Here is a 23356-nt window from a genome sequence, read left to right as displayed (position 1 = left end):
GAAATCGGGTATGTTTTTTGCATCGACGTGAATCGGAACGCGTTCGCCAGCAATGGAACAAGTGCGTTACTACCACCGGCCGCGGCCTAACGTACAGGGAGCCGCCTGCGATTGTCCGACGACCTTATCATCGCCACATCGCGTGGCCTGTATTGCCCTGCCGGGGATTTTCATATCGATCCGTGGCGGCCCGTGGACCGGGCAATCATCACGCACGCCCATTCGGATCACGCCCGCACCGGCAACCGGCACTATCTTGCAAGTGAAGCAGGGGCCGGCGTATTACGCGCCCGCCTTGGCGACATCGACTTGCAAACGCTGCCGTACGGTGAAACGCTTCGCATCGGCGCGGTGGACTTGTCGTTCCATCCTGCGGGTCATGTGCTGGGCGCGTCCCAGGTTCGTATCGCCCATCGCGGCAACGTCTGGGTTGCCTCCGGCGATTACAAGGTCGCACCCGATCCGACATGCGCGCCATTCGAACCAGTGCGATGCGATACATTCATTACTGAATCGACTTTTGGCTTGCCGATCTATCGATGGGACAGCCCGGATCGGGTCTTTGCCGGCGTGAACGCCTGGTGGGCCGAGAACGCGGCCGCTGGACGGCCGTCTGTCGTGTTTTGCTACGCGTTCGGCAAGGCACAGCGGTTGCTGGCGTCCGTCGATGCATCCATCGGCCCGATCGTCTGCCATGGCGCCGTGGAAAACCTCAATAAGGTCTATCGCGATTGCGGCGTTGTGTTGCCGCCAACGCAGCGCGTGCAGCCGCCCGACGCCGGTAGCCCGAGGAACGCGTCAACCAGCGACTGGTCACGCGCGTTAGTCGTCGCCCCGCCCTCCGCGGCCGGTACGCCATGGCTACGTCGATTCAATAAACACGGCGCCTATCGCGACGCCTTTGCGTCGGGATGGATGCGCTTGCGCGGCGCCCGACGGCGACGCGGCGTGGATCACGGATTCGTATTATCCGATCACGCCGACTGGCCCGGCCTTTTGCAAGCGATCGATGCGACCGGCGCGTCCCGCGTGATCGTCACGCACGGCCATACCGCCCCCTTGGTGCGCTGGCTGACGGAGCATGGCTACGAGGCGGGGAACTTTGAGACGGCTTATACCGGCGATGAGGGTGAGGATGGCACGGAGTCTCAATTGGCTACTGCGAACATCACTGGCAACGACGCCGCACCGCCCGAGGGCGCCGCGCCGAGCATCGGAACGATGCACCGATGAAGGCCTTCGCGACGCTGTATACCACGCTGGATGCCAGTACCGCTACCCACGACAAGCACAACGCCTTGCGTGCGTATTTCAATAGCGCTGCCCCTGCCGATGCGGCATGGGCAGCGTACTTCCTGTCCGGCGGCAAGCCACGCCAAGTGGTGCCTACCCGCGTGTTGCGCACGCTCGCGCAACAACGCGCGCACTTGCCGGAATGGCTTTTCGACGAGTGTTATCACACCGTGGGCGACCTCGCCGAAACAATCGCCCATGTCCTCCCCCCACCGACCTCCGATGACGACACGCCTCTCTCCGTATGGATCACCGATCGGCTGCTGCCCCTGCGTGGCGCCGCGCCGGAGACGATTGAACAGGCGTTGCTCGGCTACTGGGATAGCCTCGATTGGTCTGGCCGCTTTTTACTGACCAAGCTGATCGGCGGCGGATTTCGCGTCGGCGTGTCACGACAATTGGTCATCCGCGCGCTTGCCGATATCGCCGGGATCGATCAGAAGCGTATTGCCCATCGAATGGTGGGATGGACAGACACCAAACGCACCCCTACCGCAGCGCGTTTTCTTGCATTGATCGCAAAGGATGCCATTCTCGATAAGGACATCGCTGGCGATGAATATGACGAGAATACAATAGCCGCTGCTGACACTGGCCATCCCGGCTCGCCGTCTGGCGCGACACAATCGATATTGGCCTTGGTGCCGTCGGCGTCCCCCGTTCAAACCATTGCAGCGGAAGATCTGGGTCTGCCGTATCCGTTCTTTCTGGCGCAACCGTTGCAGGGTGATATCGATACGCCGGAGTCGGTGGCGGGCAAGCTCGGCGAGCGCGCGGATTGGCAGGCGGAATGGAAATGGGACGGCATCCGCACGCAACTGGTGAAGCGCGGTGGGCAAGCGTGGTTGTGGTCGCGCGGTGAAGACTTGATCACCGATCGTTTTCCCGAGATTACCGCCACGGCCGATGCACTGCCGGATGGCACGGTCCTCGATGGCGAAATCGTCGCCTGGGCAGTCGATGCCCCCGGCCCAGCGCCATTCTCGCAATTGCAACCGCGCATTACCCGTAAGACGGTCAGCAAGAAGATTCTCGCTGATGCGCCAGCACGCTATCTCGTCTATGACTTGCTGGAACAATCGGGGCAAGACCTGCGAGAAGTCCCGCTTGCCACGCGCCGCGCAGCCCTGGAAACCTTGCTGGCCGCTTTACTGACCGACGGCCGCGCCGCCGGCCCCTCGCAACGGGCCATCGCACTGCCTTCTGTCGTGACCGCGCCAGACTGGGCGGCGCTTGCGGCGCTCCGTGCGGAAAGCCGAAGCCGCGGCGTGGAAGGCATGATGCTGAAGCACCGCCAAAGCCGCTACGGCGTGGGACGCACGCGAGCCGATGGCGAGTGGTACAAATGGAAAGTTGCGCCCTATACCGTGGATGCCGTGCTGCTGTATGCCCAGGCCGGACATGGCCGACGCGCGAATCTCTACACTGACTACACGTTCGCCGTGTGGGATGGGCCGCCCGAACAGCCCAGTCGTGCATTGGTGCCTTTTACAAAGGCTTATTCCGGTTTAACCGATGCTGAAATAAAGCGCGTCGACGCGATCGTCCGTAACACCACCATCGAGAAGTTCGGGCCCGTCCGCAGCGTCCGTCCGACATTGCTGTTTGAAATCGCCTTCGAAGGCATTGCCCGCAGCCCGCGGCATAAGTCCGGTATTGCCGTACGCTTTCCGCGCATGCTGCGATGGAGAGAGGATAAACCCATCGAGGAAGGTGACACGCTGGCCAGCTTGCAAGCCCTGTTGCCGGACGCCGTAGCCTGGCCTTGCGCCGAAGACACGCCATCGCCTGCCAGTCCGGATGAACCGCGCCGGCCCCAGACATGAGCGCACGGCTGAAACAATGGTTCAACGATAACGGCTGGCGTCCTTTCCCGTTCCAGGAAACCGTCTGGGCGCACATGCAAGCTGGCGACAGCGGACTATTGCACGCAAACACTGGCGCTGGAAAAACGCTCGCCGTCTGGGGCGGCATTCTAGGCAACGGCAACGAAGGCAACGACGAGCCCAAGCAACGCCATGGACCGCCGCTGTCGATACTCTGGATCACGCCGATGCGCGCGCTGGCCGCGGACACCTTTCGCGCCTTGTCCGCGCCTATGGCGTCACTCCGGCCAGATTGGACCCTTGGCCTGCGCACGGGCGACACGCCCGGCACGGAGCGCGCACGTCAAGATCGGCGGCTACCCACCGCACTGGTCACCACACCGGAAAGTTTGTCGCTACTCCTCAGCCGCGCCAACGCGGCAACCCTGTTGCAACACGTGCATACCATCGTCGTCGATGAATGGCACGAGATGATAGGCAACAAGCGTGGCGTGCAGGTACAACTGGCACTGGCCCGTCTGGCACGATGGCGCACCAATGCGCGGTCTCCGGCGACTGTCGCGTGCGAAGGCCATCGCACTTCATACGGCGACGACCGTGCCCTGCGTGTATGGGGACTGTCCGCCACGCTCGGGAACCTCGCGCTCGCACAGGATGTCCTGCTGCACGCTGTTCCGGAGCGGCGACGCCGGACCGTGCAGGGGCACACGGCGAAACAGGTAACGATCGATACACTGATCCCCGACGCCATCGAACGATTCCCCTGGGCCGGTCATCTCGGCACGCGCCTGGTGGAACCGGTGGCCCGGGAAATCGACGATGCCGGCAGCGCGTTGCTGTTCACCAATACCCGCGCGCAATGCGAACTGTGGTATCAGGCGCTTCTCACCGCCCGTCCGGCATGGGCGGGATTGATCGCGTTACATCACGGCTCCCTCGACGCGAACGTGCGCCGCTGGGTGGAGGATGCGCTGCGGGAAGGCAAGCTCAAGGCCGTGGTCTGCACGTCCAGCCTGGACCTGGGCGTCGATTTCTCCCCGGTGGAGCGCGTATTCCAGGTCGGGTCTCCGAAAGGCATCGCGCGATTACTGCAACGTGCCGGGCGATCCGGTCACGCGCCCGGGCGCCCGTCGCGGGTGACGCTGATCCCCACGCACGCGCTCGAACTCGTTGAAGCAGTGGCGGCGCGCAATGCTGCCGTCGCGGGCCACATCGAATCTCGTAGCCCGCCGGAACGCCCGCTCGACGTATTGGTGCAGCATCTGGTGACCCTGGCCCTGGGTGGCGGCTTCGACGCCGGCCCCTCTCTTCTTGATGAATTGCATCAGGCCTGGTCGTATCAGGCACTGGACCGCGCGACATTGGATTGGGCCATCGCCTTTGTCGAGCATGGCGGCAACGCGTTGCAGGGTTATCCCACATATCATCGCGTCGCCCGCGCCGCCGATGGACGCTACCATGCCCCACGCGCCGATTTGGCCCGGCGACATCGCGCCAACATCGGCACGATCGTCTCGGACGCCGCGATGCGCATCGAATGGGTCAGTGGCGGCTGTATCGGCACGATTGAAGAATCCTTCGTGTCACGCCTGCGCCCTGGTGACGTGTTTACCTTTGCCGGACGAACTGTCGCGCTAGTCCGCATCAAGGACATGACCGCCTATGTCCGCCGCTCGGATAGCGCGCGGGGCGCGATTCCGCAGTGGCAAGGGGGACGCATGCCGTTGTCGTCGGAACTGGCGGACGCCATGCTCGATGTGCTCGAAACCGTTGCCCTGAAATTCGATGAAAAATGTCTTCCGATGCGCGATGCGTCCGACACCGCGTCCGGTACCATCCGTGCCGCTGAGATAGGGGCCGTCATGCCATTACTGTCGCTACAGCGGGACTGGTCGGCGTTACCGCGTCCAGACGCCCTGCTGCTGGAGACGGTCAAGACGCGCGAGGGTTGGCATCACTTCTGTTACCCGTTTGCAGGCCGTACGGCGCATATCGGACTGGCTGCCTTGTGCGCCTGGCGCGCTGCAAAACGCCGTCCATCGACGGTGTCGCTTTCCGTGAACGATTACGGCTTCGAATTACTCACGCCCGAACGACTGGATTGGCAAGCGCTCATCGATAGCGGCATTTTCGCGCTAGCGGGCTTGGAGCAGGACATCCTGGATAGCCTCAACGCATCGGAACTGGCGATGCGCCGATTCCGTGAGATTGCGCGTATCAGTGGCCTCATCTTTCAAAGCCATCCAGGAGAAAAGCGCAGTGCGCGTCAATTGCAAGCGTCGGCCGGCCTCTTTTACCAGGTCTTTGCAAAACACGAGCCGGACAACCGGCTGCTGCAGCAGGCGCGGGACGAAGTACTGTTGCAGGAACTCGATGTCGACCGCTTGCGTCTGGCGCTGCATCGCATCAATGGTGGACGGATTGTTCAGACGCCCCCCCCCAAGCCGACCCCCTTCGCCTTTCCGTTGATGATTGCCCGGTTGAGGGAAAGAATCAGTAGCGAGCGGTTACATGAGCGGGTACAGCGTATGCTTAAGACACTGGAACGCGCCGCGGATCATCGGCGCCCCTCTGCCTGAGCACATTATCCACCCTTGGCATCCACGTCCATTCCACTCCATGCGCCGGAGCCGCTGACCATCGATGTCGCCGGTCATCCGTTGATGCTTTGCCCGGAACGCGCAGTTTTCGATCCCGACAGCGCGACGCTGTTTGTGGCCGACGCGCATTTGGGCAAAGAGATTGTTTTCCACGCGCGCGGCGTGCCGGTGCCGCGCGGCGTCAGCGCGTCGACGCTGTCGCGGTTGACCGATCTGTTGCTGCGGTATCCGGCCAGACGACTTGTTTTCCTAGGCGACCTGCTGCACGCCCGTGAGGCGCAATCTCCCGAAATCCTGGATGCGATGCGGCTCTGGCGCGATGCGCACGCCCCCCTGGAAGTCGTGTTGATCACCGGCAACCATGACCGGCATGCGGGCCTACCGCCAACATCGCTTGGTATCGCCGTACATGATGAACCTTGGCTGATCGCGCCGTGGGCATGTTGTCATTATCCGATGCAAACGCCCGGACACTATGCACTCGCGGGCCATGAACATCCGGTGTTCACCGTTCGCACCGGCGCCGATGCGGTGCGGCTGCCGTGTTTTCATTTTGGCGCCGATGTCGGCGTCTTGCCGGCGTTCGGCGATTTCACCGGTGGTCATCCCGTGCGTCGCGCGCGTCAGCGCATCTTTGTCATCGCAGAGGATCGTGTTCTGGCCGTCCCGGTACGGCACGGTCCAAGGCGTGAACGGGTATCCGCCGTCATCGCCGACACGCTCGATCTGCCGCGTGGCGACCGCTGACCGATCGATCCATCCCATCCGTCGACGCAACACCTGGGGTCAGATCAATGCCTGTACCGCCCGACATAGGCAGCGTCACTACATGCCGTTATGCTGTAGGGGTTGCCGTGCCGCGCGCGGCGCGTGCCGTCCACGGAGAGATTGGTGTCGATACGTCATCTGGATGCTTTATTTCGTCCGCGTTCCGTCGTGATCGTGGCCCCGTCCGCAGGGGCCGGCAACACGCCGCCACGCGGTCGCGCCACATCAGATGCGGACGCCGTTGGCCAAATCATCGCAGGGCAACCGGCGATCCTCTCCTATACCGCTTCACTGCTTGAGACACGATTGGTGCAAGGCGGCTCTGTCGCCGATGGCACGCAGGTACGGCGGCACGCGTTTCTGCCGGGCATCGACAGCGACGGCATGGAAAAGGCGCGCCGCCACGCCCACGCAAAGGGTGGCATGCACGGCGATCCGACCGATGGCGATGCATTTCGCGATCATCCTGGCGTGGCCCATGCCGCCACATTACGGACGACCGCCGCGCACTGCGATCTGGCACTCGTCTGTACCGCCCCCGAAGATTGGCCGAGTGTCATCGACGCCCTGGTGGATGCCGGCGTGCGCGCGGCGGTATTGTATGGCGATCCGCATCGACGCCTGGACGAGACGACAAGCACGGACGTCGGCGGTGACATCGCAAGTGATGCACTGATGACCCAGGTCCTCGCCCGCGCGCGCCGCGGCATGCTGCGCGTTCTTGGCCCGTCCAGCAGCGGCATTGTGTCGAGCCGCGCGAAACTGCATGCGAGTACCGGCGACACACCAGCGCTGGAAGGACGGGTCGCCTTGATTTCACAATCGCGTTCGTTCGCCAACGCCGCCGTATCCTGGGCGAGCGCGCGTCACATCGGTTTCTCGAAGGTCATCACAAGCGGGCGCGAAGCCGACATCGACAGCGCCGATCTACTCGATTATCTGGCAAGCGACGGCGAGACCGGCGCAATTGCGTTATCGATGGATTTCGTCGCACCGGACGCAATGCGCAAGTTTCTGTCGGCAGCCCGCGCCGCTTCGCGCAATAAGCCGGTGCTGGTCCTGCGCGCCCGCCATGAACGGGCGGACGATGCCCTCTTCACCGCGGCATTTCGACGCGCGGGCATGGTACGGGTGGAATCGATAGAGGACCTGCTCGACGCCATCGAGACATTGCATGTGGGCCGCTTCGCCGGCAGCGACGCAGCCACCATCCTGTCAAACGGCGGTTTCACCGGTGCCTTGGCCGCGGATGCGCTCCATGCGGCTGGCGGTCGCCTTGCAGTGATGCATGATCCCGTACGGGATGGCGGCAAGCCCGAGGCCATGCCGGCATCGACGTCCGAAACCAGCACTCCCGCCCTGGCGAGGGAAGCGCTGCCCTGGCGCAACGGCCGCAACCCGATCAATCTCGGGGAAACAGCCGATCCGTCGGCCTACGATGCGGCCATTCGCGCGTTGGCGCCACAATCATCGACGGGTGCGCTCTTTGTCGTCCACACGCCCAGCGTCCATGCGCCCGCGCTGCCGCTGGCCCGGACGGTGGCAGCGCATGCCGCGCGCTGGCCGCGTGCGCTAATGACCTGCTGGCTCGGTGATTTCGATCCCGCGGTCCGCACACTGCTGCATCAGCATAAGATCGCGGTCTTCCCCACACCACAACGCCTGGCCCGCGCGTTTGCCGCAATGCGCGAATATCAACGCAACCAGGTATTGCTGGCGGAAACACCGGAATCGATCGGCCAACTCCAGGCGGACGCGATCGCCGCCGCGAGGGCCGGCCTGCAACAACGCCTGGCGTCGGGTGCGCCATCGGATATGCTGACGCATGACGACGCGTTTGCATTACTGGCGACGTTGCTGCCGCACGCACCGGACCTTACCAGCCGCTCTGCCGAGGCGAGAGAAACGGGCAACGACGAACGGACCGGTCCGTTCATGGCGCTGACGGTCAAGCGGGATCTCCACTTCGGCATGGTGTTGGGCGTCACACCGCCCGGTGCGTTTCCCGGCGCACCCACGCAGCAGACCGAATGGACCATTCTGCCGATCAACACCGTCCTGTCTGGCGACCTGGTCGGCCGACTTCCCAGCGCGCCAACGCACGGCCATGCCTCGTTCCGTGCGTTCACGCGTTTTCTGGCGCGCCTGTCCGATGTGATCGTTGCCGTACCTGAAATCGCGGGGCTGTCGTTGCGCGCTGCGCATCGGCATGACGACGGCATTGTAATGCGCGACTGTACACTACGCGTCACGGCACCGGATTCCCTTGCCCGATTGTCGACAACGGGTGCGTCGACCGATACCAATGCGCCACGCGCACGATATCGATTCACGGTGCGTCCCTATCCTGCGGAACTCGAATCCACCGTTCATTGGCAAGGTCAGGCAATCACCGTACGGCCCATTCGTCCGCAAGACGAGCACACGCATCGCATCCTGGTGGAGTCGATGACTGACGACGATCTACGGATGCGCTTCTTCGGTGCGGTGAACGCGCCGGAACATAGTCAATTGGCGCGGATGACGCAAATCGACTACGACCGTGAAATGGCCTTCATTGCCACCACCGAGATCGCGCAAGCCGATGGTGGGGCGCCAACGAGCGTCACATTGGGCGTCGTACGCGCCGTTGCCGACGCCGACAATGAAACAGCAGAATTCGCGGTGCTGGTGCGCTCTGACCGCAAGGGCCTGCGGCTGGGCGCGCTTTTGATGCAGCGGATCATCGCTTACTGCCGGGCACGCGGCACGCGCGCCATTGTTGGCGAAGTACTGGCGGAGAATACCCGCATGATCAAGCTCGCCCGTACCCTGGGGTTTGTTGTCGAACGCAGCGACGAACCGGATATTCGCGTCTTGCGTCTGGTGCTGCAGCCCATCGATGCCACCATTTTGTAGAATGACGGCTGCTTCCCTTGTCCGTTTCGCTCCCTCCTGCTCCGATGACACACGTAGACCTGAATTTCGACAATCGCAAGGCCCTGCTGTTCGCGCTGACCTCCGAACGGCTAAGCGTGTATTACGAGCATGATGTCTGGCCGGACGATAATCGCGCACTGGATACCGCGAAAGTCTGGCTGATGCGCCAAGACCTGGTCGGACCGCCGCGGCTGATACGGGAATTGGCGCAACTCAGCGGACAATTCGCCAAAACACTGGCCGATAGCCTTTCTCGTGAGGCAGGACTTTACATGGCGCACGAAATGAACCAATCGTTGGACCCGAATCACGCATCACCGGTCGCCATGGACTTGCTGGATGAGTGCGGTCGACTGCTTCGCGAGGCATCACTCGCCGACTAGACCACCCGCCACAGCCGTACGGCAGCCTGAATAAATTTGTAACAGAATCGGAAAATCAGCAAATTTTTTGCGGTACACGTCTTCCCTATCCGTGTTTATACTAACTGCATCACACGGAGAATCGTCATGCTAAAAAATTATCCAATCGAGGATTTTTTAGTCAGTGTCACACCGATCCCACAAGTACTGGGCGTCGCGCCGTCGGGACTTGACGGTTTCGGCTTCGATGCAATCATCACCCGCGCCGATGGCTTTCCAATCATCGGCGACGACGTATCGTTCGACGTTCGCAACTGCATCAGTCCTTGCGGCCCCTATGCAAGCGCCGACTTCGCGCTCGAAGGGGGCCTTGAGTGGGCAAAACGGTGTATTCCCGTACTGCAGGGCGCCCGTAGTGCGTAAATAAATGTAAGCGCGTACATGGCGCTGTCGGATATCTCCGCACCCGGATTACCCCGGCAACGCCGGACGCTCCGGAATGGCCGCCAACAGGTGCAATAGCTTGTTGCGATCGACCGGCTTCACCATATGCTGATCCACACCCGCCTCGGCGGAGCGGAGGCGATCCGACGGCATGCCGAATCCGGTAATGGCGATCAGACAGGCGCCGCGCGTGACATCGGACTGGCGCAAGGCTTTTGCGACCGCATAGCCATCCATCCCCGGCATGCCGATATCCAGCAAGACAACCTCCGGCACGAAGGCCTGTGCGATGGTTAGCCCCGACTTGCCGTCAGAGGCAGTCCGTACATCATGACCTTCATGGGCCAATTGCAGCGCGAGCGCTTCGCCCGCATCCCGATTGTCGTCGATGACCAGGATACGCTTGCACGGCGTGACTACCGGCATGGGAAAGTCTGCTATCACACTCGCCGGAATTGCACCGGTCTCCAGTGGCAAGTCAATCACGAACTCACTCCCGCTGTGGCCGTCGCTCATCGCGCGGACCGTTCCCCCGTGCAACTCCACGAGACGGCGCACGACCGATAATCCCACGCCTAGTCCGTTATATCGTTGGCCGTCGGATGTAGGCGCCTGGACGAACATATCGAAGATCTGGTTCAACATGCCCGCGGAAATGCCCCGGCCGTTGTCCTTGATCCGCACGGTCAATCGCTGCGCGGCGGAGGTGGCTGCGTGCAACGAGATCAACCCTCCAGGAGCGGTGAATTTCGCCGCGTTGATCAGGATGTTCTCCATCACTTGAGACAAGCGAGTCGGGTCGGCGTTTAGATACACAGGGGTCTCCGGTAGTGATACCGACAAGCGATGTCGACGCTCCTGAATGATTGGCTGACACACATCGATAGCACTTTGCACAATGGTCTTCAGCGCCACCGTCTGCTGATGTAATTCCACTTGTCCGGCCGCGATGCGAGCGATATCGAGCATGTCGTTGACGAGGTGCAGCATGGCCCGTCCTTGGCGCTGTATCACCCCTGCCGCCCAAGACTTCTTTGTTTCGTCCACCGATGACAGCGAAAACAAATGCCCAGCCGAGATCAGTGCCGCGAGGGGATTGCGCAACTCATGTCCCAACATCGCCAAGAACTCGTTTTTCCGTCTATCCGCCAACGCCAACTGGTCTGCACGTTGACGCAGGAATGCCGTGCTGAGGCCACGGTCCGTCAGGTCCCGTTCCGTCGACGACACGGACACGGCGTTGCCCGCCTCGTCCAGCAGGATCGACATTGACAACCAGATTTCCAATACACGACCATCTTTGGCAACGCGCCGCGTTTCATAGGAATGCAGTGCCTGGTTATCCAGTGCGTGGAGAATGAAATCGTGATGATCCTCCCGCGCGCCAGGTGGCAGCAAATCCGAAACCGACAGGCATAACGCTTCTGCCTCCGTGTAACCGTACATCACAGTCGCGGCATTGTTCCAGGCAAGAAACCGCCCATTCAGATCGAAGACCGTGACGGCATCATTGGAGTCCTGCACGACGGCAGCGAGGCGCCCTGCACGCTCGTCTACTTTCTTGATATGTGTGATATCCGTCCAGGTCACCACCGTGCCGGCGGGAAACTGGCCGACAATGGCGATATACGGCGTGATGCGACGGACATACCACTGCCCCGATGCCGATTTGACTTCCTTCTCCGCCTGCTCGATCGCGCCGGACAAGACGCGCTCGACATCCGGCATCATCGTATCGCCAAGCGGTGCAACCAGGGTTTCCCGCACCGTACGTCCCATGTCTGTCGGCCCCAGACCGAATATCGCCGCCGCACTTGGCGTGAAGCGTTTCAGCAAACCATGCCGGTCAATCAACACGGTGGCAATTTCAGTACTGGCGAGCAAACTCGTGAAATCGTCCGTCAGGGCCTCTAATTGCAGGACTTTCTGTTCTAGCTGATAATTGACCTGATTCAACTGCTCATTAACGACTTGCAACTCTTCCTTCGACGTTTCCAGCTCCTCGTTTGCCGAGCGTAATTCTTCATTTATCGACAGCATTTCTTCGTTCGATACGCGCAATTCGCTGTTACTTTCCTCTAATTCGCCGATCGTGAACCCCAATGCCGCCTGGGTGGTACGAAGTTCACGTTCAAGGTGCCATAGATCGGAATCACCTCCTTCTGCAACCGGTGGCAATATAATTCGTTGTACGAATGGTAATTGCGAAAACAGGATCAACAGCAAGCTACCCGCATAGATCTGATCGGTAATATGGGAAACCGTGATCTGCACGTCAGGCACGCCGTCGCCCAACACGGCTTCACTTACCGCATCACCGAACGGATTCTGAGACGCGCGGCGTAAGACGATCCGCAGCCTCATTCGCAATCTTTCGCGGGTCATGTCCAGAATGTTATTTGTCGGCTCGCCCTCAGACTGCCCCAAGTAGCAATCTACGGCGCCGCTAACATAGATAACCTGATGGGCGGTATTGGCCAAAACCGCGGCCTGATGATGCGACAACAACGCCGCGTTAACTAATTCCGCATACCCTTTATTACGACCGCCAACCCGCCCTGCGTTTGGGAAATCGCCGCGCCCCCCGTTTCGCGATGTATGGCGATGAATCGACGCACTTGGCATGGTGAGCGGTGCATGTTGATAAATGCGCCATTTCTTGGATACCTCCTGGAAATGCGTTGCATCCGGAGTACTGCTTTCGGCACGTCCGAGGAACAGATAGCACTCTGGGTTGAGTGCGAAGTGAAAGAGCGTGAAAACGCGTTGTTGCGCCAGCGGCTCCAGATATATCAGCAAATTGCGACAACTGATCAAGTCCACACTCGAAAATGGCGGATCGGCCGTCAAATTTTGAGAGGTAAATAAGATCGACTCGCGAAGTTCCCGACGCACCTGGTAGCCGTGCTCGCACGGCTGAAAAAAACGCGAGAGCCTTGCTTCTCCCAATTGCAATGCAACATCCGGGGAATAAATACCAAGGCGCGCACACGTCAATGCTGTTCGATTGACATCTGACGCAAAGATCATGAAGCTGCGACCGCTTTTGCGCTTTTCAATCTCCTCGGTCAACAGCATCGAGATCGAATACGCTTCTTCCCCGGTGGCGCAACCCGGGACCCAGATACGCAACGGCTGCGCCACCTCGGGCGCATCGAGTAACGGTCGCAATACACGTTCCGCGAGCATATCCCATGCCTCCGCATCCCGAAAGAATGCGGTCACACCAATCATCATTTCCTGACTCAGTGCCTCTACCTCGTCTAGCTGCGTGCTCAACAATTGGCAATACTTCTCGAAACGATCAATTCGGTTGACCGCCATCCGGCGTGCGACGCGACGCCTCAACGTGCAGTGTTTATAGCCTCTAAATTCGGTGCCAGCTCCTGCCAGAGCATTGAAAACTGGCTCCAGATCCATCGCGGGCACATCTGCCTGATCGTCCGCTTCGGGCGTCGCATGCGCAGCATGCTCAGGTAGCGCCAACCCCTGAAGTTGATCCGCGTAGTCCAACACCGCGGCGGCCATGTCTTGCACAGGCAATACAAATTCGACCAATCCCGACTCAATCGCCGTTTGAGGCATGATGGGATCCTCCGCGCTATTTGGAGATTGTGCAATGACAAGCCCCCCTTCCGCCTTGATAGCACGAAGCCCCACCGTATTGTCGCCATCGGCGCCGCTCATGACGATGCCTATCACGCGCTCACGCTGATCGCTGGCGAGTGATGTTATATATCGATCTATAAACGTTGTCACTGACATCGGCCCTTCGTCCGACACCAAGCGGCATATTGCCTCGTGCATCTCTACCCTAACGTCGGGCGGCAAGACGTAGATGTTTCCCGGGCGAAGTGGCATGCCATCCGACACCATTTGCAACGGCATGGTCGTTTTTATCGAAAATAATTCGGATATCTGTGTTTCTGCATCGGCACCAAAATGAAAGGCAATGACGAATGCAAAATCCTGTCGTGTAATCGGGAATATCTGGAAAAAGAGGCTCAGCGACTTCATCGCGCCGGCCGATCCACCACCGATGACAACGATGTGTGGCGCGGCTAACGATGCCACGCTATCATCGACCTCTCTGGAAGATTCGTTCATCGAGGATGACCACATGAAAGAGATGCCGAAGCGCAACGAATACGAACATAGTCATTGCACACCCTTTGAACTGCGGGGTCAGAATGCGCTGAAACGGTATCAAGCGCAATACCGCTATGGTGATTAATGAATCTTTACGCAGGGTCGACCAGCCTAGATCGTCCAATGCAAAAAATTGGACCGGCAAGTGTTGCTAGAGGGATGTCGAGACGTTAGGGTAAGCGATTAGAATCCGTAGGCTCGCAACTGAAGTTCCTGCTGTACAGGCGCGAAATCAGCTGGCGGGTAATGCAACACTGCGCCCTGCCCATCGTCAACTGTAATGGCCTCCCCGCTACGAGCAGCGCCACGCAAAAACGCTTCACCTTGATCGGTTGCCGGTCGTTCGACGGTAGAACCATTGATGCAGTCCTCAACGAAAGGCAACAAAGTACCATTTACCGAAAATGGTGGCAAAGCAGTAGACGATCCGGCATGCGCGACACAAAGTGCGCTCTCCAGATTCAACAGCGAGATCAACGGACCTTTCGATCCCTCTGATGCCGTCAGCAAGATGGGGCGTGAGCCTGTCGGAGGTAAGACAAATGCGACCCCCGAACCAGAAAATGCACGCCACGCACTCATGGGTTCGGCTTGTGCCGTCGCCATGGTAATCGCAGATGCCGCGTTTATTCCAATAAACGCGGCACGTATGAAGAACCGCGACTGTTGCATCATGCATTATTCTCCGTCGATGGCACGCAGGATCGCGCGATGGATGTATTTACTCGCCGTGATGCGGGGCATGTTCGGGGTGATGCAGCTGTTTATCTGCGGCTTATACTGGCCTGCTGGGATAACGCGTGTAATGCAAAGCAAGTGTATCACCTCATTGCATTAACACAGACTGAGCGCTTTCATATTTTCAACGAACCGAAGCATACGAATATCAAACCTGGGCGCATCGTCCCAAAATAGCTCGCTAATAGGTGCTGCGTCACCGGTACGCAGCATTAATGCCACAATGCTTTTGAAATAGCAGTCTTGTACCAATTCGACAAAATGCGTATCCCTCTTTCACCACGACTTGCTGAGTTCTTCGATCATCGCTCCGATTCTTATCTGTCGATAAATAGGCTTTCCTTTTATGGAACCGGGTTCCACGCAATGGGTGTTTTTGGGCATGCCAAAGCATGCTTTCAAATTGCGGCTGACGTCCTCTACCCGGCCTCAGAAAAGTGCTTTGACCACGCGGCAAGCCAGCGGCAACGAAGTCATGACATGGTTGGCGTTGACGATTGCAGATCGATGCATTCACCCACGGTATAGACCAGAGGCATTGTCGCGGCAATCGCTTCCTGCAATTAAATCTGCCATCCATTATGTGTGATTGCAGCCATCCCCCTTGTTGGCGCTGAATGGTCTTACGCAGCCGGCCAGATCAGAATTGCTATGGGATTTCAGTTATAGTTGACCGTCAACAGGCCGCCGACAACAGTCTAGGCACGCGTGCAAGTCCAGGAACATTCTATTTGCGTGTGAAAAGGAACACGATAAGTGAAAACGAAAGACGAAAAGCTACAAGCTTTAGCAATCGAACTTGGCTTCGATTTGAAAGAGCAAATCAAGGTAGGGGGAAAGTACACACCGGTGTTGATCGATGAGAACGTCGCTTATGTCGCCGGTCAAATACCTCGGATAGGTGACGTCGTTCACTTTGTTGGCATCGTCGGCGAATCAATCTCGCTTGATGACGCTCGTCGGGCAGCCGCTACGGCAACGCTTCGGGCACTTGCACTTGTAAAAGCAGCCTTGGGGACGCTCGATGCGGTATCCGCGGTGCCACGTATTACAGTATGCGTCCGTAGCGCGCCGGACTTTACGATGCAAAGCGAAGTCGCCGATGGCGCATCTGACGCGTTGCATTCCGTTCTGGGCGACGTGGGTGTGCACACACGGACCTCTATCGGCGTTTTGCAATTGCCTAAGGGCGCCTCGGTCGAAGTGGACTGTATTTTCAAGATCGGCTCGTGCACAGCCTAAATCAAACTTTGCGGATATGGATCAATGTGTCATCGTCGTCCCCGCGCGCCGTGCGCACTAAACCGCACGCGGTCACGCGTCCCTGTCCAACCAAGCCGGACCAGCAATCGCAAATTCGAAATGTGCATGAAGAAGTGAATGATATTGTATAAATACACAGCATTTCGCAAATGGAAGTCGGGAGCGTTTGCGCGCCACCGTTCTCAATACCGCGACACCAGGGTTGAAAACCGATAAGATTTAACGCCGACAGGCAGGCTAACTGAATCCGGCTTTATATTTTCAAACGAGATGCAATGAGAAACGTTTTAGTTGTAGCAGGCGGGACGTCAGGCATCGGCGAAGCAACGGCGCTCTATTTCGCAAAGCGCGAGTGGGATGTTGCAATCATCGGCCGCAACGCAGTGGCTGGCGAACGCATCGAAGGCCAGTTGAACAGCTGCGGCGGCTTCCATAGTTTCTATGAAGCGGACCTCACTGATCCGGAACAAGTCACGCAAGTTTTCGGCGATATCACATCGCGCTACTCACGCTTAGACGCTGCCTTCAACTGTGCTGGAATTCTTGGTACGCCCGCAAATATCCCCGATCAATCGCTGGCTGAACTTCGCCGTGTGCTTGACGTCAATTTGAGCGCGACGTTCCTCTGCCTTCAGCATCAAATGCGGATCATGTCTGCGCAGGGTCACGGATCTATCGTCAATTGTTCGTCAATCGGCGGCGTAGTCGGAATGCCGGGCATCGCGCCATATGTCGCCAGCAAACACGCCTTGATAGGGTTGACCAAGTCGGCTGCCCTCGAAGTCGCGCCGGCCGGCGTGCGAGTGAACTGTGTCAGTCCCGGTGCGACGTACACGCCAATGCAAGAAAAGATGATTGCAAACGATCCAAATCTTGAGGCCAGTCTGGCGCAAAGCCATCCTTTAGGAAGGATTGCACGCCCGGATGAGATTGCGAGTGCAGTATTTTGGCTAAGTGCATCCGATGCGACATTCGTCACGGGAACAAATGTCATGGTCGACGGCGGATTTAGTGCACGTTAAGGAGCGAAATGGAAAAGATTATCATTGTATCCGGGGGTAGTTCCGGCATCGGAAAAGCATGCGTGGACCGCTTCAATGCGATTGAGAATACGCGCGCTATCAATTTTGACTTGACCACTCCGGCGCCAGACCGGCCCACCGATTATGTCTCCGTAGATGTAACGGACGAAGCCTCAGTGGCGAAGGGCGTAGCGGAAGTCTTTGAGAAGTACGGGCGAATTGACGGACTAGTGAACTGCGCCGGCCGTGGCGGTGGCGGCCATGCTCATCAGTTGGAATTAAGCGAATGGTCGAAGATTATTGACTTGAACTTGACCGGCACCTTTCTGCTTTCGAAGCACTGTCTCAAAGTGATGGTCGAACAGCGTTCTGGCGCCATTTGCAACTTATCCAGTGTCGTTGCCCTGCAGACGCTGACTGGAGCAACGCAGTACTCCGCGTCCAAAGCTGGCGTAATAGGTCTCACCAAGACAATGGCCCTTGATTATGCGCGGCTTGGCATTCGTGTTAACGCGATATGCCCCGGATACATCGAAACAGAAGGCGTTAGTCATCTGAATCAGCCGGAGTTGCAATTCTTGCGAGACGAGATCACGTCGTTTCACGCGACAAATCGAAGAGGCCGTCCAGAAGAAATCGCGGCCGTCGTTGCGTTTCTCCTCTCTGACGACGCTTCGCTGGTCACGGGCAGTGTTTTAACATGTGACGGCGGCTGGACTGCCGGTCGCCACGCAGGCAATTTCCTCGAATAATCGAGCAAGATGTCGCTATTCTAGGGGGCACCTACTTTTTAAATAGGCACTTCCGCCGTGCCGCTGATCAACAGTCCGACACACACCGTAACGACACATCCCGCAAGATGCCGGCGATGGACGCTTACATTGATGAAGATGCCGGAAGAGCGGTACGGGCGATGGATCACAAAAGCCGCACTAGCGGCAGGCGGCAAAGCGGTTGCCATGTTCGGGGATTACAAGAAAAAGGGGCAAAAAAGCTGTCATTTAGACGCCTTTTTGTCCCCTTATACACACCCTGTCATTACGCTGGCATTCGTAACTAGTTGAATGTGAAGGTATTCTGGCGGAGAGACGGTCCGCCAGAATGACATCCAACCCACAATACACAACTATCCCAAACTTTCACCAAGCCATTGATTCTATTTGCTTCCATTCGAAATCACTATCCAGGACTATTGCAAACTCTCCGCCAGTTAAATTATCATTTGGGGGTTGATTTGTGGGTTAAAAGGTTCGGCGGAGGATTTTAAAATGGCAGGCTCAAGAGCGCTACACCAGCTATCAGCAGCGCGCGTTTCGAAGATGACAGACGTAGGTCGCTATGGCGATGGCGGCGGCCTGTACCTACAGGTGACTAAGAGCGGTTCGCGTAGTTGGATATTCCGGTTCATGCTCGCCGGTAAGTCACGGGAAATGGGTCTCGGAGCGTACCCTACGGTGAGCCTGTCCGACGCCCGTACGCGTGCCGCTGCTGCTCGCGTCGTACTGGAGCGTGGCGAGGACCCAATAGCCGACCGGGACAGGCAACGGGCTATCAAGGCGATTACGGTAGAACAGTCAGAGGTCGTCACCTTCGCTATGGCAGCAAAGGAATACATCGAGATTCAGCGGCCGGGATGGGCAAATCCGAAGCATGTGGACCAATGGACCAACACCATCGAGACATACACAGCCGAGGTTTTCGGAAGTACGCCTGTCGAGAGCGTGACAACGGACCAGGTGCTAAAAGCCTTGAAACCAATCTGGGCGACCAAAACGGAAACGGCTACGCGGGTCCGTGGACGGATCGAGAACATAATCGATTGGGCGATCGCTCGCGGTCTGAGAACGGCGAATAACCCGGCCCGATGGAAAGGCCACTTAGAAAAAATTTTGCCTTCGCCCTCGCGCGTTCGGAAAGTAGAGCACCATGAAGCTCTAGGCTTCGACAAGATGTACGAATTCATGACTGCGCTACGGGACCGGCCGAGTACATCAGCGACCGCCCTGGAATTCACGATTTTGACGGCGGCGCGCACCGGGGAGGTTATCGAGGCTCGCCGAGATGAATTCGACCTTGACGGGGCTACTTGGGTCATCCCCGCCGAGCGCATGAAGGCGAAGAAGGAGCACCGGGTTGCACTGTCGCCTAGGGCCTGTGAAATTGCCCAAATGATGATCGCGAATATTCCCGACGACGACCGGATGGGGTATCTATTTACCGGCCAGCGAAAGAAACTCGCGGCGGGTAGGCATAGCCTTTCGAACATGGCTATGTTGGAACTCGTGAAGGGAATGCGAGGGGAATTTGAGGGTATTACGGTGCATGGCTTCCGCTCGGCCTTCCGCGACTGGGCCGCAGAGACAACGGAGTATGCTGGGGAGGTAGTCGAGGCCGCGTTAGCACACACGGTCAAGAACAAAGTAGAAGCGGCCTATCGTCGTGGTGATTTGCTAGACCGACGACGGCCACTCATGCAGGAATGGGAAAAGTACTGCTTCACGAACCCGAAGAAGGCTGACCAACAGGCACGGTCAGATCCTGCGACCGCTCAATAATCCAAGCGTCCACTGTCGACTCCAGCCACCCGCTAGCGCTCTCGGTTAGCCGAAAGGAACGCGGAAAACTTCCCTCCCTCATCATCTTGAAAATCTGCGGTTCGCTAAGGCCTACCTTGTTCGGCAGGTCCTTCATTCTCAATACTCGGGCCATGTAGTCCTCTTGTTATTCTTGTTATTCGACAGTCGTTAGCAAGGGAAATATGATACTTTTTCCTAATTTAATCGTATCCGCGCGAGAAATGACTGATCTTTACCGTTACGAAAACGAGACCTTAACCCCTACTCAATTATTCTTTGTGATTGCAGTTGAGGAGACATGCCACCACTTCGGCGTGGAAGACGTGACGGCGGTGTCTCTTGTGTTGTTAGGCCAAAACCTGCTCCCTACTCGACAAAAGCCGGGTGGTACGACATGGGGAACATCGGTCGCATCGAAAATCAGCCGCAGATATATCAATAAAACCTACAGCAGACGAATCCTTCCTACTCTAACTTGGGGCAGCGTGCGTAAGATGCGGGTCTTTATGACGCACAGACTTGACGTGTTTGTTGGCAGGGCGGTGCCCGTCTTTGGTTGGGTGTTGACAGGAATCGACGGCGCACAGATCCTGTTTCACACCATCACGCGATACAATTCTTTGGTACTTCCACAAGATCGGGTGTTGTAATGGCTGATGACGCATGGAACCGCTTGTATGCGTTCGTAGAAAAAGAAAGTGGGTTTGTTCCGGGGAAGAAGCCGATTAGCCGGGACAGTGCGCTTATAGATGACCTACATCTGGACGGCGACGAGGCTACCGACTTCATGGAAAGCTTTTTCAAAAAGTTCGATGTAAACCCAGGGGATTACAACCCGCATAGATACTTTTATGAAGAAGGCCTCAATTTATTCGCTTTCATCCCGCTTATCTTCTCGAAGAAAGCGCGGGCAAAAAGTGAACGTGAACCGTTGATACTCGGCACGCTGGAAAAGGCAATCGCTACTGGGAAGTTTGATAGCTCGGTAAAGTGAGCGAGTCATAGCCACGCGAAAGTAGAACCACGAACTGCCTCTAGGTCCAGCGAACCATACGCCGGCAACGGGGGCAGTTTCTTTTTGCTTTGCTCGTCCAGGCAGGCCGTTACGTCCGCCGTCCAGGCGGCCAGTAGGTCCGACGACATCAGTGACACGAATTGCTCGCGCGTCTCCTTGTATACAGTGTCGCACTGCCCGAATGGTGCTCCGAAGCTGTCATGAATCATCCAGAAGTTACGGACGCCGGCAGCAGCGAGGGCATTGATCGTCATGACCATGTGCGAGGAGTCGACGCCGTGGACAAAGTTAGGCGACACACCGGCTCGCTGCTTTTTCGGGCATAAGTCCTCGGTATCTACCAGAAAGACGTACTCGTCCCTGCCGTCCTCGATAGAGCCTATCCGAATAGGCACCTCGCGCGTCTTTACTCGTGCCTGCTCCACCTCCAAGCCGGCCGGGGTCTTCCAGCGCAGCGGCAAACCTTCCCGCGACAAAACGTCGCACACAGCCTGAAGGTAATTCATTGCAGCCAGCATGCCCGGTGCGACGTCGTCAAAGCATTCATTGATCCGTGCAGCCAGCCAAAGGCAGTCGTGATCCGATGCCCCGGTTTTCTTCTGGATTTGCTCCCCGAACGTGTAGGTGCCAGCGGAATAGACTTTCGTCATGCTGGGGGCTTTCAGAAGGTCTCGGTCTAGCGTGTGACCGGCCCAGAATTCGAGGCGGCCCATTTCCTTTTGGTCTGCGGTATCGACCCGGTCACACAGCCTAGCAGTCAGGGCCGCAGCCATCCGGCCGTAGTAGTCGTCTCCTCGCTCCGTGGGTGTCAAATTGACCATTGCGCCGGCCGATGCATCCCGCGTCATCCCGGCAAGCATCTGCACACCCGAACAACTTCCGTCTAAGGCTCCGGCTAGGCGGGATTTAAAACCGCTGCCCTGCTCCAGGTACTCCGCGTATTCGAGACAGGCGGCCAGGAATTGCCACGGTTTGTCGATCTTGGATTGGACCCGCTTCCCGCCTTTGATCTTCTCCAGGCCGAAGCCGCCGACTAGGTGCCATGCTCTATTAGATAGAGGGTCTGCCGCGACAGCTAGAATCTCGGCCTCATGGTCTAACGTCCACTGGACCCGTTCCAGCTTGGTCCGTGTTTGCATCCGGGGTGCGTCGCCGTCGTAGACTATGCCCTTATCTGCGCCGGCTAGATTACACAACGTAATAGCCAGCCAGGCCGCGCCGTCCTCGCCCAGCGTTGTGCCGTCGGCAAATTCCAGCAGGCCCTTGCAGAGGTCGGAACCCTGCGGGGACATGATGCTCGTCGCCGGGTACATCCGGCCCCGGTGGTCCAGATTCCAAGGAAAGTAAAACTCCTCCTCGTCGGCTAGGTCGCGGGCTGCTGCGATAGTCAGAGCACTCCGGATAGTCCGGCTCCGGACAATGTTGTCGGCCAGGTCCAAACGCTCCTCTATATAGTGTCCTCGGATAACCTTGCCGTCCGGCTCCTCGGCATTGACCGAAAACGTCCCGGCGACTGCCAGAATTCGATGGTTAATTCTGAACGGCGTGGCCTGGAGTGAGTTCAGCGCATCGACAATCGGCTGTGCCTTAATTGGTGGGTTGCTTCCCCGGATCGCAGTGACAGCATTGTGCAAATACCCGCCATGCGTTGCAGAGGGCGACCAGGGCACCGGCCTAACCAACATCGGACGCCGCTCGGAAAAGTCGGCTGCCATGCTCCCGCCCAGGACTTCCTGGAAAAACTTATCAGTGAAACCAAAAGTATTCGGCTTGCGCTTAGCCGACATCGCGCGATATCCGCCGCTACGCTGCTCTACCCAGCCTGTCGTCCGGCAGAAATGCCGCATCAGGACCAATCCGGCGCGGGCGTATCCAAGCTCGCCGTAAGGCTCGGCACCTTGGAGCAGATTACGCAGACGGCTCCCTACTCGCTCGGACATCGCCTGACAGGACAGCGGCCGGTCCGGATTCGCCATACGGCCCGACATCGCTACGACCGTTTCCCAGGTGGCCGTCGCTTGGTCGACAACAGACAAGCTATTAATGGGATTCTTGCTTGCGCCGGAGTGCTCTACCTTCGACTCTTTCCGCTTTGTTTTCTTCGCCGTCGCTAGCGCGTCAATGAAAGCGTCCAGGCCGTCCTGGAGCACCGCGACATTGATAGCCTGTGCGTACTGCGCAAGCCCATCCTCGCTATCGATCTTGCGTTGCGACTGCGCTTCGCGGATTAGTTGCCGGAGGACCTTACCGGCTTGGCCGTCGTCTTGCAGCGCGGCGACGTGCCGGCGGGCGTACGGACGAACAGCGGGGATGCCGGCCTGATCGTTATTTACTTCTTGTGTGCGGCGGGCCGCGTACGCTGCAATGCTTTCCATTCGGAC

The 23356-nt window shown here is 58.3% G+C and carries 17 protein-coding genes; 14 read left to right on the top strand and 3 right to left on the bottom strand.

Annotated features, from left to right (window positions below):
* The first annotated feature begins 105 nt into the window (after positions 1–105).
* The 7 genes from SJQ66_RS21455 (at position 106) to SJQ66_RS21425 (ending at position 10191) form a co-directional block, all read left to right on the top strand.
* Positions 106–1233 (top strand): ligase-associated DNA damage response exonuclease, encoded by a 1128-nt coding sequence (locus tag SJQ66_RS21455; protein WP_036007977.1) that lies wholly within the window; start codon positions 106–108, stop codon positions 1231–1233.
* Positions 1230–3119 (top strand): cisplatin damage response ATP-dependent DNA ligase, encoded by a 1890-nt coding sequence (locus SJQ66_RS21450; RefSeq protein WP_320535320.1) that lies wholly within the window; start codon positions 1230–1232, stop codon positions 3117–3119. The genes SJQ66_RS21455 and SJQ66_RS21450 overlap by 4 nt, the downstream gene beginning before the upstream one ends.
* A complete protein-coding gene (locus SJQ66_RS21445) occupies positions 3116–5698 on the top strand; it encodes a DEAD/DEAH box helicase (RefSeq protein ID WP_320535319.1) in 2583 nt (860 codons plus the stop codon). The genes SJQ66_RS21450 and SJQ66_RS21445 overlap by 4 nt, the downstream gene beginning before the upstream one ends.
* A gap of 84 nt (positions 5699–5782) precedes the next feature.
* Positions 5783–6466, top strand: a complete 684-nt coding sequence (gene pdeM / locus SJQ66_RS21440) for a ligase-associated DNA damage response endonuclease PdeM (RefSeq protein ID WP_082102890.1) — start codon at positions 5783–5785, stop codon at positions 6464–6466.
* 144 nt (positions 6467–6610) lie between these two features.
* Positions 6611–9385, top strand: a complete 2775-nt coding sequence (locus tag SJQ66_RS21435; protein WP_157685828.1) for a bifunctional acetate--CoA ligase family protein/GNAT family N-acetyltransferase — start codon at positions 6611–6613, stop codon at positions 9383–9385.
* Positions 9386–9429: 44 nt separating this feature from the next.
* Positions 9430–9789 carry a hypothetical protein gene (locus SJQ66_RS21430; protein WP_024902327.1) on the top strand — a complete coding sequence of 120 codons (360 nt, stop codon included), beginning with the start codon at positions 9430–9432 and terminating at the stop codon, positions 9787–9789.
* A gap of 126 nt (positions 9790–9915) precedes the next feature.
* Positions 9916–10191 carry a hypothetical protein gene (locus tag SJQ66_RS21425; RefSeq protein ID WP_024902326.1) on the top strand — a complete coding sequence of 92 codons (276 nt, stop codon included), beginning with the start codon at positions 9916–9918 and terminating at the stop codon, positions 10189–10191.
* A 48-nt stretch (positions 10192–10239) separates the two neighbouring features.
* Here SJQ66_RS21425 and SJQ66_RS21420 read toward each other — a convergent pair whose 3' ends face one another.
* Positions 10240–14319, bottom strand: coding sequence for a CheR family methyltransferase (locus tag SJQ66_RS21420; RefSeq protein ID WP_176025946.1), 4080 nt, complete (start codon positions 14317–14319; stop codon positions 10240–10242).
* A 403-nt stretch (positions 14320–14722) separates the two neighbouring features.
* On the opposite strand from SJQ66_RS21420, the gene SJQ66_RS21415 reads away from it, so the two are divergent.
* The 5 genes from SJQ66_RS21415 (at position 14723) to SJQ66_RS21395 (ending at position 19939) form a co-directional block, all read left to right on the top strand.
* Entirely contained in the window at positions 14723–15199 is a 477-nt protein-coding gene (locus SJQ66_RS21415; protein WP_320535318.1) for a hypothetical protein, read from the top strand.
* Between the two features lie 656 nt (positions 15200–15855).
* Complete coding sequence (locus tag SJQ66_RS21410) at positions 15856–16341, top strand: RidA family protein (protein ID WP_024902321.1); 486 nt, start codon at positions 15856–15858, stop codon at positions 16339–16341.
* Positions 16342–16637: 296 nt separating this feature from the next.
* Positions 16638–17384 (top strand): SDR family NAD(P)-dependent oxidoreductase, encoded by a 747-nt coding sequence (locus SJQ66_RS21405; RefSeq protein WP_024902320.1) that lies wholly within the window; start codon positions 16638–16640, stop codon positions 17382–17384.
* An 8-nt stretch (positions 17385–17392) separates the two neighbouring features.
* A complete protein-coding gene (locus tag SJQ66_RS21400; protein WP_024902319.1) occupies positions 17393–18136 on the top strand; it encodes an SDR family NAD(P)-dependent oxidoreductase in 744 nt (247 codons plus the stop codon).
* Between the two features lie 516 nt (positions 18137–18652).
* A complete protein-coding gene (locus SJQ66_RS21395; RefSeq protein WP_320535317.1) occupies positions 18653–19939 on the top strand; it encodes a tyrosine-type recombinase/integrase in 1287 nt (428 codons plus the stop codon).
* On the opposite strand, the gene SJQ66_RS29775 is transcribed toward SJQ66_RS21395, so the two are convergent.
* On the bottom strand, positions 19881–20075 hold the full coding sequence (locus SJQ66_RS29775) for an AlpA family phage regulatory protein (RefSeq protein ID WP_407691567.1): 195 nt from the start codon (positions 20073–20075) through the stop codon (positions 19881–19883). The two genes, SJQ66_RS21395 and SJQ66_RS29775, sit on opposite strands and share 59 nt — an antisense overlap.
* Positions 20076–20181: 106 nt before the next feature.
* On the opposite strand from SJQ66_RS29775, the gene SJQ66_RS21390 reads away from it, so the two are divergent.
* Together SJQ66_RS21390 and SJQ66_RS21385 are read left to right on the top strand one after the other, a co-directional pair.
* Positions 20182–20610 carry an STM2901 family protein gene (locus SJQ66_RS21390; protein WP_320535316.1) on the top strand — a complete coding sequence of 143 codons (429 nt, stop codon included), beginning with the start codon at positions 20182–20184 and terminating at the stop codon, positions 20608–20610.
* Positions 20610–20954 carry a DUF1493 family protein gene (locus tag SJQ66_RS21385; protein WP_320535315.1) on the top strand — a complete coding sequence of 115 codons (345 nt, stop codon included), beginning with the start codon at positions 20610–20612 and terminating at the stop codon, positions 20952–20954. The genes SJQ66_RS21390 and SJQ66_RS21385 overlap by 1 nt, the downstream gene beginning before the upstream one ends.
* Positions 20955–20959: 5 nt before the next feature.
* Here SJQ66_RS21385 and SJQ66_RS21380 read toward each other — a convergent pair whose 3' ends face one another.
* A complete protein-coding gene (locus tag SJQ66_RS21380; RefSeq protein ID WP_320535314.1) occupies positions 20960–23350 on the bottom strand; it encodes a DNA-directed RNA polymerase in 2391 nt (796 codons plus the stop codon).
* Positions 23351–23356: the final 6 nt, after the last annotated feature.

The organism is Robbsia andropogonis (genome assembly GCF_034047095.1).
Taxonomy (GTDB): Bacteria; Pseudomonadota; Gammaproteobacteria; order Burkholderiales; family Burkholderiaceae; genus Robbsia; species Robbsia andropogonis.
The sequence above is the reverse complement of the archived record's forward strand: the minus strand, read 5'-3'. Positions and strand labels throughout refer to the sequence as shown.

Excerpts from the sequence above, each read along its gene's own strand:
- SJQ66_RS29775 (WP_407691567.1), bottom strand. The coding sequence starts at position 20,075 with ATGAAGGACCTGCCGAACAAGGTAGGCCTTAGCGAACCGCAGATTTTC.
- SJQ66_RS21450 (WP_320535320.1), top strand. The coding sequence starts at position 1,230 with ATGAAGGCCTTCGCGACGCTGTATACCACGCTGGATGCCAGTACCGCT.
- SJQ66_RS21420 (WP_176025946.1), bottom strand. The coding sequence starts at position 14,319 with ATGAACGAATCTTCCAGAGAGGTCGATGATAGCGTGGCATCGTTAGCC.
- pdeM (WP_082102890.1), top strand. The coding sequence starts at position 5,783 with ATGCTTTGCCCGGAACGCGCAGTTTTCGATCCCGACAGCGCGACGCTG.
- SJQ66_RS21385 (WP_320535315.1), top strand. The coding sequence starts at position 20,610 with ATGGCTGATGACGCATGGAACCGCTTGTATGCGTTCGTAGAAAAAGAA.
- SJQ66_RS21380 (WP_320535314.1), bottom strand. The coding sequence starts at position 23,350 with ATGGAAAGCATTGCAGCGTACGCGGCCCGCCGCACACAAGAAGTAAAT.
- SJQ66_RS21425 (WP_024902326.1), top strand. The coding sequence starts at position 9,916 with ATGCTAAAAAATTATCCAATCGAGGATTTTTTAGTCAGTGTCACACCG.
- SJQ66_RS21390 (WP_320535316.1), top strand. The coding sequence starts at position 20,182 with ATGACTGATCTTTACCGTTACGAAAACGAGACCTTAACCCCTACTCAA.
- SJQ66_RS21400 (WP_024902319.1), top strand. The coding sequence starts at position 17,393 with ATGGAAAAGATTATCATTGTATCCGGGGGTAGTTCCGGCATCGGAAAA.
- SJQ66_RS21445 (WP_320535319.1), top strand. The coding sequence starts at position 3,116 with ATGAGCGCACGGCTGAAACAATGGTTCAACGATAACGGCTGGCGTCCT.
- SJQ66_RS21395 (WP_320535317.1), top strand. The coding sequence starts at position 18,653 with ATGGCAGGCTCAAGAGCGCTACACCAGCTATCAGCAGCGCGCGTTTCG.
- SJQ66_RS21405 (WP_024902320.1), top strand. The coding sequence starts at position 16,638 with ATGAGAAACGTTTTAGTTGTAGCAGGCGGGACGTCAGGCATCGGCGAA.
- SJQ66_RS21430 (WP_024902327.1), top strand. The coding sequence starts at position 9,430 with ATGACACACGTAGACCTGAATTTCGACAATCGCAAGGCCCTGCTGTTC.
- SJQ66_RS21415 (WP_320535318.1), top strand. The coding sequence starts at position 14,723 with ATGCAGTCCTCAACGAAAGGCAACAAAGTACCATTTACCGAAAATGGT.